The sequence below is a fragment of the Sphingomonas sp. AC449 genome (genome assembly GCF_979253475.1).
Genome location: NZ_CEEDCZ010000004.1, coordinates 191,570 through 208,026, shown reverse-complemented (window position 1 = coordinate 208,026; position 16,457 = coordinate 191,570). Strand labels below are relative to the sequence as shown.

16 protein-coding genes are annotated in these 16,457 nt (G+C 66.0%); 8 read left to right on the top strand and 8 right to left on the bottom strand.

Annotated features, from left to right (window positions below; translation table 11 throughout):
- The first annotated feature begins 114 nt into the window (after window positions 1-114).
- The 3 genes from AC0CH3_RS09635 (at window position 115) to AC0CH3_RS09625 (ending at window position 2,567) form a co-directional block, all read left to right on the top strand.
- Entirely contained in the window at window positions 115-432 is a 318-nt protein-coding gene (locus AC0CH3_RS09635) for a hypothetical protein (RefSeq protein ID WP_457325960.1), read from the top strand.
- Between the two features lie 52 nt (window positions 433-484).
- A complete protein-coding gene (locus AC0CH3_RS09630) occupies window positions 485-1,150 on the top strand; it encodes a response regulator transcription factor (protein WP_056022041.1) in 666 nt (221 codons plus the stop codon).
- Between the two features lie 106 nt (window positions 1,151-1,256).
- Window positions 1,257-2,567, top strand: coding sequence for a sensor histidine kinase (locus AC0CH3_RS09625; protein ID WP_333997025.1), 1,311 nt, complete (start codon window positions 1,257-1,259; stop codon window positions 2,565-2,567).
- 91 nt (window positions 2,568-2,658) lie between these two features.
- Here AC0CH3_RS09625 and AC0CH3_RS09620 read toward each other — a convergent pair whose 3' ends face one another.
- Together AC0CH3_RS09620 and AC0CH3_RS09615 are read right to left on the bottom strand one after the other, a co-directional pair.
- Window positions 2,659-3,156 (bottom strand): YcxB family protein, encoded by a 498-nt coding sequence (locus AC0CH3_RS09620; RefSeq protein WP_465237806.1) that lies wholly within the window; start codon window positions 3,154-3,156, stop codon window positions 2,659-2,661.
- A 476-nt stretch (window positions 3,157-3,632) separates the two neighbouring features.
- Complete coding sequence (locus AC0CH3_RS09615; protein WP_354303378.1) at window positions 3,633-4,052, bottom strand: hypothetical protein; 420 nt, start codon at window positions 4,050-4,052, stop codon at window positions 3,633-3,635.
- A 291-nt stretch (window positions 4,053-4,343) separates the two neighbouring features.
- On the opposite strand from AC0CH3_RS09615, the gene AC0CH3_RS09610 reads away from it, so the two are divergent.
- Both AC0CH3_RS09610 and map read left to right on the top strand, forming a co-directional pair.
- Window positions 4,344-4,550 (top strand): ParD-like family protein, encoded by a 207-nt coding sequence (locus AC0CH3_RS09610; protein ID WP_354303578.1) that lies wholly within the window; start codon window positions 4,344-4,346, stop codon window positions 4,548-4,550.
- Window position 4,551: 1 nt separating this feature from the next.
- Window positions 4,552-5,328 carry a type I methionyl aminopeptidase gene (gene map / locus AC0CH3_RS09605; RefSeq protein WP_354303376.1) on the top strand — a complete coding sequence of 259 codons (777 nt, stop codon included), beginning with the start codon at window positions 4,552-4,554 and terminating at the stop codon, window positions 5,326-5,328.
- A gap of 14 nt (window positions 5,329-5,342) precedes the next feature.
- On the opposite strand, the gene AC0CH3_RS09600 is transcribed toward map, so the two are convergent.
- A complete protein-coding gene (locus AC0CH3_RS09600) occupies window positions 5,343-6,341 on the bottom strand; it encodes an LLM class flavin-dependent oxidoreductase (protein ID WP_465237805.1) in 999 nt (332 codons plus the stop codon).
- Between the two features lie 139 nt (window positions 6,342-6,480).
- On the opposite strand from AC0CH3_RS09600, the gene AC0CH3_RS09595 reads away from it, so the two are divergent.
- Genes AC0CH3_RS09595 through AC0CH3_RS09585 form a run of 3 tightly spaced genes read left to right on the top strand, consistent with a single transcriptional unit; the run spans window position 6,481 to window position 8,719 of the window.
- Window positions 6,481-7,146, top strand: coding sequence for a pyrimidine 5'-nucleotidase (locus tag AC0CH3_RS09595; protein WP_354303374.1), 666 nt, complete (start codon window positions 6,481-6,483; stop codon window positions 7,144-7,146).
- On the top strand, window positions 7,143-7,976 hold the full coding sequence (dapD, locus tag AC0CH3_RS09590) for a 2,3,4,5-tetrahydropyridine-2,6-dicarboxylate N-succinyltransferase (RefSeq protein ID WP_354303372.1): 834 nt from the start codon (window positions 7,143-7,145) through the stop codon (window positions 7,974-7,976). Before AC0CH3_RS09595 ends, dapD begins: the two co-directional genes overlap by 4 nt.
- A gap of 14 nt (window positions 7,977-7,990) precedes the next feature.
- Window positions 7,991-8,719, top strand: coding sequence for a CPBP family intramembrane glutamic endopeptidase (locus AC0CH3_RS09585; RefSeq protein ID WP_354303370.1), 729 nt, complete (start codon window positions 7,991-7,993; stop codon window positions 8,717-8,719).
- 113 nt (window positions 8,720-8,832) lie between these two features.
- On the opposite strand, the gene AC0CH3_RS09580 is transcribed toward AC0CH3_RS09585, so the two are convergent.
- The 5 genes from AC0CH3_RS09580 to AC0CH3_RS09560 form a co-directional block, all read right to left on the bottom strand.
- The gene (locus tag AC0CH3_RS09580; protein ID WP_333995944.1) at window positions 8,833-9,609 is read right to left on the bottom strand and encodes an ABC transporter permease; all 777 of its coding nucleotides are present in this window, start codon (window positions 9,607-9,609) and stop codon (window positions 8,833-8,835) included.
- A complete protein-coding gene (locus AC0CH3_RS09575; RefSeq protein WP_354303368.1) occupies window positions 9,606-10,535 on the bottom strand; it encodes an ABC transporter ATP-binding protein in 930 nt (309 codons plus the stop codon). The genes AC0CH3_RS09580 and AC0CH3_RS09575 overlap by 4 nt, the downstream gene beginning before the upstream one ends.
- A 158-nt stretch (window positions 10,536-10,693) precedes the next feature.
- Window positions 10,694-11,404: a DsbA family protein gene (locus tag AC0CH3_RS09570; protein ID WP_333995946.1), complete on the bottom strand. Its 711-nt coding sequence runs from the start codon at window positions 11,402-11,404 to the stop codon at window positions 10,694-10,696.
- Entirely contained in the window at window positions 11,401-12,756 is a 1,356-nt protein-coding gene (locus tag AC0CH3_RS09565; protein ID WP_056019947.1) for a M48 family metalloprotease, read from the bottom strand. Before AC0CH3_RS09565 ends, AC0CH3_RS09570 begins: the two co-directional genes overlap by 4 nt.
- A 167-nt stretch (window positions 12,757-12,923) precedes the next feature.
- Window positions 12,924-15,959, bottom strand: a complete 3,036-nt coding sequence (locus AC0CH3_RS09560) for an Rne/Rng family ribonuclease (RefSeq protein ID WP_354303576.1) — start codon at window positions 15,957-15,959, stop codon at window positions 12,924-12,926.
- Between the last annotated feature and the right edge of the window lie 498 nt (window positions 15,960-16,457).

Genomic DNA, 16,457 nt, shown 5'->3' with positions numbered 1-16,457 from the left:
CGCGCCACGTAGGGGGGCCGAGTGATGCAGGCAAGTTACACTGTGCCATCGTCGTGCCGCGCACCGCCATTCACAGGCTGTTCAATGCCGGATGGCTATGCCACGCCAATGAAGATGCTGTTGTTTCTTGCAACCCTTGCCGCCTTTCCGATGACGATGCCGATGATCGCGGGTGTCGCCACGGCGCAGGCGCCCGATCAGCGGCGCGGCGACCAGCGGTCCGCGTTCGAAGCGCGCAAGACCGGACGGTCGCTGCCGCTGCGCGAAATCGAGGCGCGGGTGATCCCGACGATGCGGGGCGCGCAGTATATCGGCGTCGACTATGATTCCGGCAGCGCCATTTACACGCTCAAGTTCCTGCGCGATGGAACCGTGATCTGGGTCGATGTCGATGGCCGCACTGGCCAGATCGTCGGTCGTACGGATCGATGAGGAGTCGACCGGCGTCGCGTCGGTCGCGAGCATTTCAAGCGAGAGGATTATCATGCGCGTTCTGATCGTCGAGGACGAGCCGAATCTCGGGGCTCAGCTCAAGAACACCCTCGAAGGCGCCGGTTACGCGATCGATCTGGCGGTCGATGGCGAGGAAGGGCATTTTCTCGGGTCGACCGAGAATTACGACGCGGTCGTGCTCGATCTCGGCCTGCCCGAGGTCGACGGGCTGACCGTGCTCGATCGCTGGCGGAAAGAGGGCAAGGTGATGCCCGTGCTGGTGCTGACCGCGCGCGACAGCTGGTCGGACAAGGTCGCCGGGCTCGATGCGGGCGCCGACGACTATGTCGCCAAGCCGTTCCAGAGCGAGGAACTGATCGCCCGCCTGCGCGCGCTGATCCGTCGCGCGAGCGGCAACGCCTCGTCCGAACTGACCGCGGGCGACATCCGCCTCGACACGCGCAGCGGCAAGGTCACGCGCGCGGGCGAGCCGGTGAAGCTGACCGCGCAGGAATACAAGCTGCTGAGCTATCTGCTCCACCACAAGGGCAAGGTCGTCAGCCGCACCGAGCTGATCGAGCATATCTACGATCAGGATTTCGATCGCGACTCGAACACGATCGAGGTGTTCGTGACGCGGATCCGCAAGAAGCTGGGTCAGGACGTGATCACGACGATCCGCGGTCTCGGCTACAGCCTCGAAGACCCCGACGCCTGATCTGCGCGATGCCGACGGGAGCCCGCGCGTGACCGATACGCCCGCCGTCGCGGTCGACCTGCCGTTGCACGTCCAGGCGCGCGCGAAGGGATCGCTGTCGCGGCGGATGATCCTGATCGCGGCGATCTGGATCACCGTGCTGTTGAGCGCGGGCGGCTATGCGCTCGACCGCGTTCTGGCGACCGCGGTGACGCGCAATTTCGACGATCAGCTCGAATATGTCCTGCGCTCGCTGCTGAGCTCGTCGGAGATCGGGCCGGAGGGCGAGGTGATCTTCACGCGCGACGCCGCGGCGGATCAGCGCTTCCTCGAACCCGGCTCGGGGCTCTACTGGCAGGTCTCGGGCGCAGGGCGCGAGGATTTCCCGTCGCGCTCGCTCTGGGATCGGCGGCTGGCGTTCGGGTCCGCGCACGACGACCGCAACGTGCACACCTACGATAGCAAGCAGTTCCGCGATGAATCGCTGCGCATCGTCGAGCGCGACGTCGTCCTGCCCGGGTCGAAGATCCATTGGCGCTTCCAGGTCGCGCAGGCGCGCGACGGGCTCGATGCGCAGATCACGACGCTGCGGCGGACGCTGGTGCGCAGTTTCGCGTTGCTCGCGGTCGGGCTGATCGTGCTCGCGGCGTTGCAGACCTTCTATGGGCTGTGGCCGCTGCGCCGCGTCCGCGAGGAGATTGCGCGGATGCGCGCGGGCCAGTCGAACCGCGTGTCGAGCGCGATGCCGATCGAGGTCGCGCCGATGGTCGAGGAGCTCAACGCGCTGATCGAGCATAACGAGCGGCAGGCGGAGGAAGCGCGGCGCCACGCGGGCAATCTCGCGCATGCGCTCAAGACGCCGCTGACGGTGATCATGAACGCCGCGACCGCGCAGTCGGACGACCTGGCGGATACCGTGATCCGCGAAGCGCGGACGATGCGGCGCCAGGTCGACCATCATCTCGCGCGCGCGCGCGCCGTCGGTCGCCGGGGATCGGCGCACAGTCGCGCCGACGTCTGGCCGAGCCTCGAATCGGTCGAGCGCGCGGTCGCGCGTCTCTATCGCCACGTCCGGATCGACATCACCGGCGACAAGTCGCTCAAGGTGCATGTCGAACGCCAGGATCTCGACGAAATGCTCGGCAACCTGATCGAGAACGCCGCGAAATATGGTGGCGGGAGCGTGTTCGTGACGGTCGGCGCACAGGCGGGGTTCGTCGAGTTCCTGATCGAGGACGACGGGCTGGGCATCCCCGAGGAACAGCGCGTGCGCATCTTCGACCGCGGCGTCCGGCTGGATACGGGGAAGCCGGGGACCGGTCTCGGCATGGCGATCGTCCGCGACGTCGCCGAGATCTACGAGGGGACGGTCGGGCTCGAGGAGAGCGAGGACCTCGGCGGCCTGATGGTCCGGTTGCGGCTGCCCGCCGCCAGCTGACCGGCGTCGTACGGGGTCTGGGCTGGTGGTCGGAGATGCCGCTGGCGTGACGGTTTCCGCTCAAAAGCGGACCTATCAGGTTCGCCTTGGGTTACCCCTTCGCGGCAATATCCTCTGCCTGCTGCGCTGACAGAACCCTGAGCGGTATGAAGTTCATCATCGCATCGCTCTGACGTAGTATGATGATCTCGTTTCCTTTGATGATCCTCACAAAGTCGGCCCATTGAAAACTGGAATTGGCCCGAGAGGATGAGAACGAAATAGCCTCGTCAGACCAGCGCACGGTAGTGATATCGTGCAACGACTTTTGCTGATTGTAGACCCGATTAACTTGCCGAGGAAGTCGGAGATAAGCCGATAGGAGGATGAGAGAAAGTAATATTGTCCAGTATGTGACACCAATTGCATCGCCGATTGCAGTCGATCCAAGCTGCCACGTTGAAAATACATCGGCGGTCACGATCCTGAGGACTAAGCCGCCTAAAGCGTATGACCTTGCGACCCGCTTAGACTTAACGGTCGCAACGAAGTTCAGCCGATTTGCGGCAAGCAGGTCTTCTGCAGTGGGCTGAAAAGCGATCGAGTTCATACAGCGATGATGCCTTTGAACGATTGTCGATGCAACGGCAGCTTTCCACCAAATCCGGTCATTCCGCTTCCGCTCATTATTAGACGTACAGTCGTGTCGAACTGTCAACCGAAAGCGATCGTTCGCAGGGCTGGTTAGCCTTTTCTCGATCGTGGTCGGCATGTACATTCGGTTGTCGATCGACGTGTCTCACCCTCAGCGTTCCATCCAACTGCCGTTGCTCAACGTCGCCCGATATGATCATCCGGAACTCACAGAGACTTATGTCGGCAGTAGATGCTGGTTGAATAGACTCTTCAGCAGGGTTGCAGCCTTGGCAATCGGGATCAAATATTACGCCGTAAAGAGCAGACTTGTCTTCTATGCGGGCCAACGGGCCGTCATCGCCGTAGTGAACTATTTGGACGGGTTACCGGGCGCGCGCTCAGACTGAGGCCGTAGACCGTCCCGGGATCGCGTCCGAGCCTGTCGGTGCCTCACGATGCGGGATGACCGTGCGCCATCATGCCGTCGAGCTTGCTCTTGGGCAGATTGATCAAAAGCCCGTTCTTGTTCTTTGCAAAAGACGGGAAATCCACCTCGACGCTACCGATCGCGCTCGTCACGACCGCAAAGTCTTTGCCGACGGTCTCGACCGTGCCGACGACAAGGCCCTTTGCGTCGTGGACTTCAAGCCCTTGCACGATCTCCTTTGGCCGCACCGGGACAGGCCGCATCGTCAGGCGATTGGAGTCGGTGACGCCGGCCTGGAAATCACGGAAGGTCTGCTGGCGGTTGAATTCCCCCGGACCGCTGTCGTTTGGGCCGGCTGACTGCGCCGGAGGGCCTTGTTGCGCCTCGACTCCGGGTGTCGATGCGAGAACAGACGCGATGATGCCAAGAAAGAGTCCACGCATTTCACCCCCCCCCTCACTATTTTATGCCGTTATCTTATCCCGATTGCGAACTATCGACAATGCTGGGGGCGGTGGGGCGGCGCGGCAATACTTGGCTATTTGATACAAAATCAGTGGAAGATCGGCGTTTTAACTATTGGGTGGGATGCGGTGCGGTGCGCGGCTGTTGGGCACGTGGCCTCGGCAATCCGGCCGTTTGAGACCTGTTGCAACCGGCTTCCTCCTCGATATTGACCAAGCAGCATATAAAACATATATGGTCCGTATCGTCGGTGGGACCGGAAGGTGAATATGGGAATCGTGAAGATTGACGACGCGCTGCACGAGGAGGCGCGCCGGGCCAGTGGTGTCATGTGCCGGTCGATCAATGCGCAGGCCGAGTTCTGGATGAAGATCGGGATGCTTGCCGAGGCAAACCCGACCTGGTCGTTCAACGATATCGTCGTGGCGCAACTCACCTCGGGCCACGTCCGTGGCGTCGAAGCGGTGGCCGCCTGACATGGTGAAGACGCGCGAAGACCTTGCGCTGATGCGCGTGTCGGGAAAGCTGCTGGCATCCGTCTTCCAGATGCTCGACGGGCAGACGTTGCGCGGCATGTCGACGTTGCAGATCAACGATCTGGTCGAGCAATTCATCACGGTGGATCTGGCGGCACGGCCGGCGAGCAAGGGGCAATATGGCTTCAAGTTCGTGCTGAACTGTTCGATCAACCACGTCGTCTGCCACGGCGTGCCCGATGCGGACGCGATCGTTCGCGACGGCGACATCATCAATCTCGACATCACGCTCGAGAAAAATGGCTTTATTGCGGATTCAAGCAAGACCTATCTGGTCGGGACCGCGTCGCCCGCCGCAAAGCGTCTGGTGCGCGTCGCGCAAGAGGCGATGTGGAAGGGGATAGCGCAGGTGCGGCCGGGCGCGCATGTCGGCGATATCGGCTTTGCAATCGAGCGTCATGCCAAGAAGAACGGCTATTCGGTCGTCCGCGAGTTCTGCGGGCATGGTATCGGGCGCGAGATGCACGAGCAGCCGGACATCATGAACTTCGGCCGGCCGGGCGCGGGCGTGCGGCTGTGCGAGGGCATGGTGTTCACGATCGAACCGATGATCAACCAGGGCTCACGCAAGGTCTCGACCGAGGAGGACGGGTGGACGGTCGTGACCGACGACGGCAAGCTCTCGGCGCAGTTCGAGCACACGGTCGCGGTCACGAGCGACGGGGTGGAGGTTCTGACGCTGCGCCGTGATGAGGCGCCGCCAGCGCGCGCGGCCTAGACAGCCGCCGCGCGTCAGGCCGCGAGTTTCAGGTCCTGCATGACCGCGGCGGTGATCGACAGGCTGCGCTTGCGCGCTTCGTGGTCGAAAATCGCGCTGGTCACCATGACCTCGTCGACGCCGGTGCGTTCGACGAACGCGGCGATCCCGCGCGCGACCTTTGCCGGGCCACCGACCGCCGAGCATTGCAGCACGTGGTCGAGGATCGCGTTGCCCTGCGGCCCCAGCGTGTCGCGGTAATGCGCGACGGGGGGCGGCAGCTGGCGCGGGTTGCCCGTACGCAGCGCGACGAACGACTGTTGCTGCGAACTGGCGAGCAGTTCGGCCTCCGCGTCGCTGTCGGCGGCAGAGACGTTGAACCCGGCCATCACGTGCGGCCGCGACAGGAACGCCGATGGCTTGAAGTCGCGACGATAGATTGCGAGCGCGCTGTCGAGCGCGTCGGGCGCGAAATGCGACGCGAACGCATAGGGGAGCCCGAGCGCGGCCGCGAGCTGTGCACCGAACGTGCTTGATCCGAGCAGCCACATCTCGGGCTTCGCGCCGGCGCCCGGGGTCGCGGTGATCCCGGTCTGGCCATCGTCGGCGAAATAGCTCTGCAGTTCGAGCACGTCCTGCGGGAACGCGTTGGCATCGGTCTCGAGCGTGCGGCGCATCGCGCGCGCGACGCGCTGGTCCGAACCCGGCGCGCGGCCGAGGCCGAGGTCGATCCGCCCCGGGAACAGCGCGTCGAGCGTCCCGAACTGTTCCGCGATCGTCAGCGGCGCATGGTTGGGGAGCATGATCCCGCCCGACCCGACGCGGATCGAGCGCGTCGCCGCAGCGATATGCGCGATCACCACCGCGGTGGCGGCGGAGGCGATTCCGGTCATGCCGTGATGCTCGGCGACCCAGTAGCGCGTGAAGCCGACGCTTTCGGCGTGGCGTGCGAGATCGGCGGCGTTGGCAAGAGCCTGGGAAACCGTGCCGCCTTCGACGACAGGGACAAGATCGAGAAGCGAATAGCGTGTCATGAAAGACGAGATGGGTGCGCGCCCCGCCGACATCCACCCCTTGTTTCTCTATCGCGCGGCATAGCGGGGCTGTGCGTGGGCGTTGCGGTGACCGAGCCTGCTTGCCCCGACCGGGCGGGGTGCCTAGAGGTTCGCCGCGATGCTTGCCCGCCTTGCCCCGATCCGCAACTGGATCTTCGACCTCGACAACACGCTGTACCCGGCGAGTGCCGACCTGTTCTCGCAGGTCGATGCGCGGATGACGGCGTTCATCCAGGACCTGCTGGGGCTGGAGCATAACGAGGCGCGCCGCGTCCAGAAGGGTTATTTCCACAATCACGGCACGACGCTGTCGGGATTGATGACCGAGCATCACGTCGATCCGCACGCGTTCCTCGCGCATGTCCACGATATCGAGATGGACGTGCTCGAGCATGATGCACCGCTCGTCGCGGCGATCGCCAAGCTGCCCGGGCGCAAGCTGATCTTCACCAATGGCGACGTGCCCTATGCGCTGCGGATCCTCAACCGGCTCGGCCTGCGCGACAGTTTCGAGGCGATTCACGACATCCACGCGATGGACCTGATGCCCAAGCCGCATGCCTCGGCCTATGCCGGGTTCTGCGCGCGGTTCGGCATCGACCCCAACGAGTCGCTGTTCGTCGACGACATGGTCCGCAATCTCGCGCCCGCCAAGGCGATCGGCATGACGACCGTCTGGGTCGACAACGGATCCGAACAGTCGCCGGGTACCGAGCGCGACCATATCGATTTTACCGTCCCGGTGCTCGCGCCGTGGCTGGAAAGCATCTTGGAGATAGCATGAGCACGCTGCAGACGATCATCGACGCCGCCTGGGACGACCGCGCAAAGCTGGGGTTCGACACCAGGGGCGAGGTCCGCGACGCGGTCGATAGCGCGCTGGCGATGCTCGATGCGGGCACCGCGCGCGTCGCCGAGCCGACCGGCGGTGAAACCGGCGGCGGCTGGCAGGTCAACCAGTGGCTGAAAAAGGCGGTGCTGCTGTCGTTCCGGCTGAACGACAATGTCGTGATCGACGGCGGGTCGGCGGGCGCGCCCGCGTTCGACAAGGTGCCGTCGAAATTCGCCGGCTGGGGCGAGGCCGAATTCCGCGCGGCGGGGATCCGCGTCGTACCCGGCGCGGTCGCGCGCCGCGGCAGCTTCATCGCCAAGGGCGCGATCCTGATGCCGAGCTTCGTCAACATCGGCGCGCATGTCGGCGAGGGCACGATGGTCGATGCCTGGGCGACCGTCGGCAGCTGCGCGCAGATCGGCCGCAACGTCCACCTGTCGGGTGGCGCGGGGATCGGCGGTGTGCTCGAGCCGCTGCAGGCGGACCCGGTCATCATCGGCGACGGCGCGTTCATCGGTGCGCGCGCCGAGGTCGCCGAGGGCGTCCGCGTGGGCGAGGGCGCGGTCCTGTCGATGGGCGTCTATCTCGGCGCGTCGACCAAGATCATCGACCGCGAGACGGGTGAGGTGTTCAAGGGCGAAGTCCCCCCTTACGCGGTCGTCGTGCCCGGTTCGATCGGCGGCGGTGACGGCAAGCCCGCGCTGTATTGCGCGGTGATCGTCAAGCGTGTCGATGCGCAGACGCGGTCGAAGACGAGCATCAACGACCTGTTGCGCGACTGACCGGCGGCGCGCTGATGCCGGCGCCGATCCTGCTGGTTATCGTCGCGGCGTACACGCTGGCGATCGCATGGCGGGGGCGGACGTTCCGGGTACGTCTCGCGCTGCCCGGCCGCGGGACGCGCGGGCACAGGATGACCGCATGGGCGCTGGGGCTGGCGGTATCGTTCGCGCTGCCGGCGGTGCTCGGGCTGGCATTGCTGGGGCAGGGTCCGCTGGGCGCAGGTCAGCCCGCGGCGATGCGGGTGATACCCGACGACTGGCCGCTGCTGCCGACCACTCCGCTGGTGCTGGGGATGGCGCTTGGCAGCATCGTCAATGCGGCGATCACGCACTGGCGGTGGCGCCGCGGGAAGACCGCGTTCGAGATCGCCCATCTGCCCGACGTCGCACCACAGGCGCGCTCGGAGCTGTGGCCCGCCACCGCGTTGTCGCTGTGCGCCGGGGTGAGCGAAGAGCTGTACTTCAGACTGTTCCTGCCGCTGCTGATCGCGACGGTATCGGGCGATGCGGTGATGGCGACGATCCTGGCCACGCTCCTGTTCGGCGCGGTGCATCGGTACCAGGGCGTGCGCGGCATGATCGCGACGACGATCGTCGGCGGCGGGCTGGCCGTGATCTACGGGCTGACCGGCGCCCTGTGGATGGCGATCGCGCTGCACGTCGTGATCGACCTCAACGCTCTCGTGGTGCGACCGCTGGCGCGCGGCGCGTGGCGACGGTCCGGCGCGGAGGGACGCGCGTAGGGGCGAGCGTCCATGGGGCAGGGACTGACACGCATGCGATCATGCGGCGAGCATCGACGGGGGCGCCGGGCAGTTCATGCCCCCCGGCCTCTGCCGGGGGGGCGTTTTCACCGTCAGTTCTTCATCCGCCAGCCGGTCCTGAAGATCCACGCGATCACCGCGAGGCAGGCGACGAGGAACCCCGCAGTCACCGCAAGGCTGACGCCGATCGCGACGTCGCCCTTGTCGAAGAAGCTCCAGCGGAAACCGCTGATCAGATAGACGACGGGATTGAACAGGCTGAACGTGCGCCAGGGCTGTGGCAGCATGTCGATCGAGTAGAACGCACCGCCGAGGAAGGTCAGCGGCGTGATCAGCAATGCGGGCACGAAATTGAGCTGCTCGAACCCGTTCGCCCAGACGCCGATGATGAACCCGAACAGGCTGAACGTGACCGCCGTGAGGAGCAGGAAGGTCAGCATCGCAAACGGGTGTGCGATCTGCAGCGGGACGAAGCACGCGGCGGTCGCGAGGATGATGAGCCCGATGATCACCGACTTGGTGGTCGCCGCACCGACATAGCCGATCACCATCTCCATCGCCGAGACGGGGGCGGACAGGAGTTCGTAGATCGTGCCGGTGAATTTGGGGAAGTAGATGCCGATCGACGCATTGGCGATGCTTTGCGTCAGCAGCGACAGCATGATCAGACCGGGGACGATGAAGCTGCCATAGCTGACGCCGCCGACTTCCTGCATCCGGCTACCGATCGCGCCGCCGAAGACGATGAAATACAGCGACGTGGTGAGCACGGGCGTGACAAGGCTCTGCCAGAGCGTGCGCAACCCGCGCGCCATCTCGAAACGATAGATCGCCCAGATACCGTGCAGGTTCAGATGGGGGGCGTTCATGCGCGGTCTCCGACGAGATCGACGAAGATGTCTTCGAGGCTCGACTTGCTGGTTTCGAGATCCTTGAAGCCGATGCCGAGTTCGGCGAGCTTGCGGAGCAGCGAAGGAATGCCGGTATGGTCCGCCTGCGCATCGAAGACGTAGCGCAGACGCTTGCCCTCGTCCTGAAGCGACAGGTCCCATTCGGCGAGGTCGGGCGGGATCGTGTCGAGCGGCTCCTGCAGCGAAAGCTCGAGTTCGCGCTTGCCGAGCTTCTTCATCAGTGAGGCCTTGTCGTCGACCAGCAGCAATTTGCCCTTGTTGATGACGCCGACGCGGTCGGCCATCTCCTCGGCCTCTTCGATGTAGTGCGTCGTCAGGATGATCGTGGTGCCGCCTTCGCGCAGGCGGTGGACGAGCTTCCACATGTCGCGGCGCAACGCGACGTCGACGCCCGCGGTGGGTTCGTCGAGGAACAGGATCTCGGGCTCGTGGCTAAGCGCCTTGGCGATCAGCACGCGGCGTTTCATCCCGCCCGACAATTCCATGATCTTGGCATGGCGCTTGTCCCACAGCGACAGGTCGCGAAGCACCTGTTCGATATACGTGCTGTGGCCCGACCGGCCGAACAAGCGGCGGCTGAACGTGACGGTGGCGAGTACCGTCTCGAACATGTCGACGTTGAGCTCCTGCGGGACGAGCCCGATGCGGCTGCGCGCCTGCTTGTAGTCGTGGATCGCGTCATAGCCGGCGACCCTGATCGTGCCGGCGGACGGCGTGACGATCCCGCAGATGATGCTGATCAGCGTCGTCTTGCCCGCGCCGTTCGGTCCGAGCAGCGCGAAGATCTCGCCCTTGCGGATGTCGAGATCGACGGGGTGGAGCGCGGTGGTGCCGCTCTTGTAGGTCTTGGTGACGCCCGCGACGGACAGGATCGGTTCAGTCATTGGCACCCCTTTTTCGAGAGGGGAGATGGGGGCGGCGGGGACATATTGATAGGGGCCGTCAGCGCCCATTGCCGTCATCCGGGGCTCGACCCGGGATCCAGAGCCACACGCGTTCCGGTTGCGGCTCTGGATCCTGACTTTCGTCAGGATGACAGGGGTCAGCCGGCGCGCGCCGCGGCGACCGCCTTTTGCAGCTCCTCGAGCGGCAATGCGCCGGACAGGACGCGGTCGCCGACCACCCAGCTCGGGGTGCCCGTCACACCGAGCTTGGCGGCGGTTTCCATGTTCTTTGCGATTTCGGCGTCGGCGGTCTTCCCGAAGCCCGGCTGTGCCGTGTCGACGCCCGCCTTTGCGGCCGCCGCAGCGATCGAGGCGTCGCTGACCGGGCCGCCGGCGTAGAGCGCGTCGTGGAAAGTGGCGAACTTGCCCTGCGCCGCCGCCGCGAGGCTCGCGCGTGCGGCAACGCGGCTTTCGGCGCTCAGCACCGGGAGTTCGCGGAAGACGACGCGGACCTTGGGATCGGCCGCGATCAGCCTGGCGATCGTCGGCAGGCTCGCGCGGCAATAGCCGCAATTATAGTCGAAATACTCGACCAGCGTGACGTCGCCCTTGGGATTGCCCGCCCAGGCGCTGCCGAACGGCGTGACGATCGCGGCGCGGTTGGCTGTCACCGTCTTGCCGGATTCGCGGTCGCGCAGCTTCTCCATCGCCTCGGGCAGGATCTCCGGGTGCGCGAGGACATAGTCGTGGACGATCGCCTCGACCTGCGCGCGTTCGACGCCGCCGCCCTGACGGTCAAAGCCCCACACCGCGAGCCCGCCGAGGATCGCACCGGCCACCGCGATCGCGGGCAAACTGAATCTGTTCATCGGCGGCGCTTATACTGCTTTGGATTGTCGTCCATCTCGTTTTGCGCGGTCATCGCGATGTCCTGCGCACGGATCCAGTCGGGAGTGTTCGCGGGGATGTTCGCCAGCGCATAGCGCGCACTCGACGACGCGGTGCGCATGTCGCCGCCCATGCTCGCGCGTTCGGCGGTGGCGAGCGCCGCGCGTGGCGTGTCGCCAGTGAGTTCGTACACCGTGCCGAGCTGCATCCAGGCAAACGGGTTCTGGTCATCGCGCGCGACCGCGGTCCGGAGCACCCTGGTGGCTTCGGGATAATTGGCCTTGTTCTCGGTCGCGATCAGCGCGTGGCCGAAGGTCGTCGCGATCAGCGGGTTGTTGCGCGATCCCTCGGTCGCCTCGCGCAGCGGTACGAGCGACTCGACCGGCTTGCCCGCCTCGAGCAGGATCTGCCCCTTGATCTCGAGGAAATAGGGATCGTCGGGCTTCGCCTTGACGAGCGCGTCCGCCTCCGCGTCGGCTTTCTCGGGGTAGCCCGACTTGTGATAGGCATAGGCGCGCGCATAATGCGCATAGATCGACTGGTCGCTCGGCGGATAGCTTTGCAGCGTCCGCGGTGCGGGCATGACATAGCCCGCGAGCTTCGCCTTCACGCGGCGGAAGCGCTCCTCCAGCGCGGCGTCGGGTTTGATCGCCCAGGCCGGCGATGCCTGAAGATCCGCGGTCAGCGCGGAGACGCGTTCGCCCGAGAGCGGATGCGACTGCATGTACGGATCGATATTGGCGGTGCCGTAGCGATATTCCTGCTGTTGCAGCTTCTTGAAGAAGCTCAGCATGCCGCGACCGGTGACGTTGGCCTCGCGCAGATATTTGGCGCCGCTGGCATCCGCGGTCGATTCCTGCGTGCGGCTGAACGCGAGATAATTGCCCATCGCGGCCTGCTGTCCCGCCGCCATGATCCCCGCGCCCGCCTCGCCGCTGCCCGCCGCCATCGCCGCCAGGCCGAGCACCATCGAGAGCAGGTACATTCCCATCGCGGGCTTGGTACCGCGGTCCGAGAGGACGACATGGCCGTCGGCGATGTGACCGAGCTCGTGCGCGATCACGCCCTGCACCTCGTTGGCATTGTCCGCCGCCTGCAACAGCCCCGAATGGACGTAGACGGTCTGCCCGCCCGCGACGAAGGCATTGATCGAGTCGTCGTTGATCAGCACGACCTTGACGTCGCGCGGCGACAGGCCGGCGGCCTTGACGAGCGGCGCCGACATCTCCGCGAACATCGTCTCGGTCTCGGCATCGCGGAGGATCGACTGCGCGTGGGCGGGTTGCACCCAGAGCAGCAGGGCGGCGGTCGCGGCGGCTACGAAACGCTTCATATCGGGCGTTATCGTCGATCGGGGGCGGGGGGGCAATGGCGCAGCGCCAGCGTGTACGGTGCCGTTCGGGCGGTTGGGCGCGGGCGCAGGTGCTCCAGAACGGCCCGCAACGAAAAACGGGCGCGGCCTTTCGGTCGCGCCCGTCTGTCAGGTGATGCGTGCCAGCGTCAGCCGAACGTGCGCTGCCACCAGCCACGGCGGGGTGCGCCGTCCGGATCGTCATTACCATTGCCGCTGCCCGTATCGGCCTGCGGCTGGACCTCGACCTCGGGTGCCGCCGTCTCGACGGGGGCGGCAAGTGCGTCGGTGGTCGGCGCGGCATCGCCTGCCTCGATCACCGCGGTCTTGCGCGGGCGACCGCGCGGCTTGGCGACCTTGGCAGGGGCCTCCTCCGCGGCGGGCGCTTCGGCGACGGGCGCGACCGCCACGTCACCCGCCTTGCGACGCGTGCGCTTCGGCTTCGGCGTCGAGGCTTCGATCGTCTCGGCGGGCGTTGCGCTCACCTCGTCCATCGTCGCGTCGGCAACCGCCTCGCGACGACGACGACCCGCCTTGGCACGTGGCTCAGCCGCAACGGGCTCGGCCGCAACGGGCTCCGCGACATCGGCCACGGCGGGCTCGACCATGGCGGGCTCGGCAACCGCGTCTTCGACGCCAGCGCCGGTATCCGCCTCGGCCTCGACCTCGGCAACGCGCGGCTTGCGGCCACGACGGGGCTTCGGTGCGGCATCGGCAACCGCCTCGGCGATGTTGCTCGCGGCAGCCGCAGCACGCGCGCGTGGACGACGACGCATCTTCGGCGCGTCGGCCGCGTCTGCGGGTGCTTCGTCGGCCACGGTGCCCGACACAACCGGTTCGGCAGGCACATAGGCCTCGTCCGTATCCGTCGCGGTGCGATCAGGCTCGGGGGCGTCGGCGATCAGCGCGGCATCGTCGACGCTGCTGACGGCGATCGGCTGATCCGTACCCTGCTCGTTGCGACGTCCGCCACGGCGACCGCGACGACCACGACGACGGCGGCCTTCGCCTTCGCCGTTCGTCCGATCGGCCGGCGCCGCGTCATCCGCGGCGTCGTCTGCCACGCCGTCCGCTGCTTCGTCGAGCGCGCCGGTGCCGCCGATTTCGACGATCTCGCCCTCGACCTCGTCGATTTCCTCGACGTTGCCATCCGCCTCGTCGAACGTGCCGGTGTCGGCGATGCCTTCGGCTGCACCCTCTTCGCCGGGACGCGCACGACCGCGACGACCGCGACGGCGGCGACGCTTCTTGCCGCCTTCGCCGTCTGCGTCACGCGCCTCGCGTGCGCCCTGCTCGCGCCCGCCTTCACGACCGCCTTCACGGCCCCCCTCGCGACCCCCTTCACGACGACGCGGCTGCTCGGCCTCGGCCTCTTCGACCTCGTCCTCCTCGATCTCGTCCTCGATCTCCTCGGGAAGGTCGTCCTCGTCCTCCTCGATGATCTGCACGAACTTCGGCGGATGCGCGGGCGGCGGGCCGCTGGCCTCGACCGTCATGTGCGCGCCTTCCTCGTCCTGGCCGGGAATGATCTCGACGATCACGCCGTAGCGATCCTCGATCTCGGCGATGTCGGCGCGCTTGCGGTTGAGGATGTAGACCGCAGCCTCCTGGCTCGCGCGCAGCGTCAGCAGCGAGCCGCGACCGCGTGCGGCCTCGTCCTCGATGAGGCGGAGCGCGGAGATGCCCGACGACGATGCGGTGCGGACCAGGCCAGTGCCCTCGCAATGCGGACAGGCGCGGGTCGATGCTTCCAGCACGCCGGTGCGCAGCCGCTGGCGGCTCATTTCCATGAGGCCGAACGACGAGATGCGGCCGATCTGGATGCGCGCACGATCGTTCTTGAGCGCCTCCTTCATCGCCTTCTCGACCTTACGGACGTTCGAATTGTTATCCATGTCGATGAAGTCGATGACGACGAGCCCGGCCATGTCGCGCAGGCGGAGCTGGCGGCCGATTTCCTGGGCTGCCTCGAGGTTGGTCGCGGTCGCGGTCTGCTCGATCGAATGCTCGCGGGTCGACCTCCCTGAGTTGATGTCGATCGAGACGAGCGCCTCGGTCGGGTTGATGACGAGGTAGCCGCCCGACTTCAGCTGGACGACCGGATGGTACATCGCCGACAGCTGATCCTCGACGCCCGCGCGCTGGAACAGCGGCACGGGATCGGCATAATGCTTGATGCGCCGTGCATGCGTCGGCATCAGCAGGCGCATGAACTCGCGCGCCTGGCGGTAGCCGTCCTCGCCCTCGACGATGACCTCTTCGATTTCCTTATTGTAGATGTCGCGGATCGCCCGCTTGATCAGGTCGCTGTCGCCGTAGACGAGCGCGGGGGCCGACGCTTTCAGCGTGGCTTCGCGAATCCCGTCCCACAGGCGGGCGAGGTAATCGAAGTCGCGCTTGATCTCGACCTTCGAGCGCTGGAGTCCGGCGGTGCGGACGATGCAGCCCATCGACGGCGGCAGCTGCATGTCGGCCATGATCGACTTCAGGCGCTTGCGATCGCCTGCGTTCGAGATCTTCCGCGAGATGCCGCCGCCGTGCGACGTGTTCGGCATCAGCACGCAGTAACGACCGGCGAGCGATAGGTACGTGGTCAGCGCTGCGCCCTTGTTGCCGCGCTCCTCCTTGACGACCTGAACGAGCAGCACCTGGCGGCGATGGATCACGTCCTGGATCTTGTAGCGGCGGCGCAGGTTCATGCGACGCTCGCGCAGGTCCTCGACCGCCGCATCGTCGGCACTCGGCTTGCGCTTGCGACGCGGAGCCTCGCCAGCTTCGTTGCCCTCGAGCTCGTCGGCGACGTCGGGATCTACCCCGCCATCGTCCTCGAAGCCCTCGATATCGTCCTCGTCGTCACCCTCGTCTTCGTCAGCGTCATAGTCGGCGCGCAGGGCTGCCTCCTCGGCGGCATGCTCGGCCTCTTCGCGGAGCAGCGCGTCGCGATCTTCCTTGGGGATCTGGTAGTAATCGGGGTGGATCTCGCTGAACGCGAGGAAGCCGTGGCGATTGCCGCCGTAATCGATGAACGCCGCCTGGAGCGACGGCTCGACCCGCGTGACCTTGGCGAGGTAGATATTGCCTTTGAGCTGCTTGCGTTCGGCACTCTCGAAATCGAATTCCTCGATCCGGTTACCTTTGACGACGGCGATCCGGGTCTCTTCCCGGTGGCGTGCGTCGATCAGCATACGCGTTGTCATAATAAAGTCTCCGCGCGCGCGCCGGGCCTGATGGCAGCCGTCGCGCGCTTGATGGTGGGGCGGTCGGACACGGACGTCCTGAGCCGCGGAAGGTATGCGAAACTGCCTCTGCTCGGCGCGCATGCCGCGGGATCTGACCCTGCGGCGCCCGCACGACCGCGATCCCGTCGGCGAAGGCCGATCGGTGCGCGGGGCGGGGGGAATGCGTCATTCGAGCGTCAACCTGAAATTGCCGCGCCGGCGAGGATCGCAGGCGGGCGTTGAGACCGGCGCGTCGCTGTAAAAATTTAAGCGATGCACGGGTGCACGACAGGACTAGCACTGCATATCCGATCCCGCAACTGGCGCGGCGCGGGGACGTGTTGGGGCTTCGAGTACGCTGGATCCGGGGTCGGGGCCGGTGACGCACGGCTTTCGGATTTGTGGTGTGTCGGGATGCCAAGGGAAGAGGTTTTGCGGGTCGGGGCGTTTGCCGGGGCAGCAGGG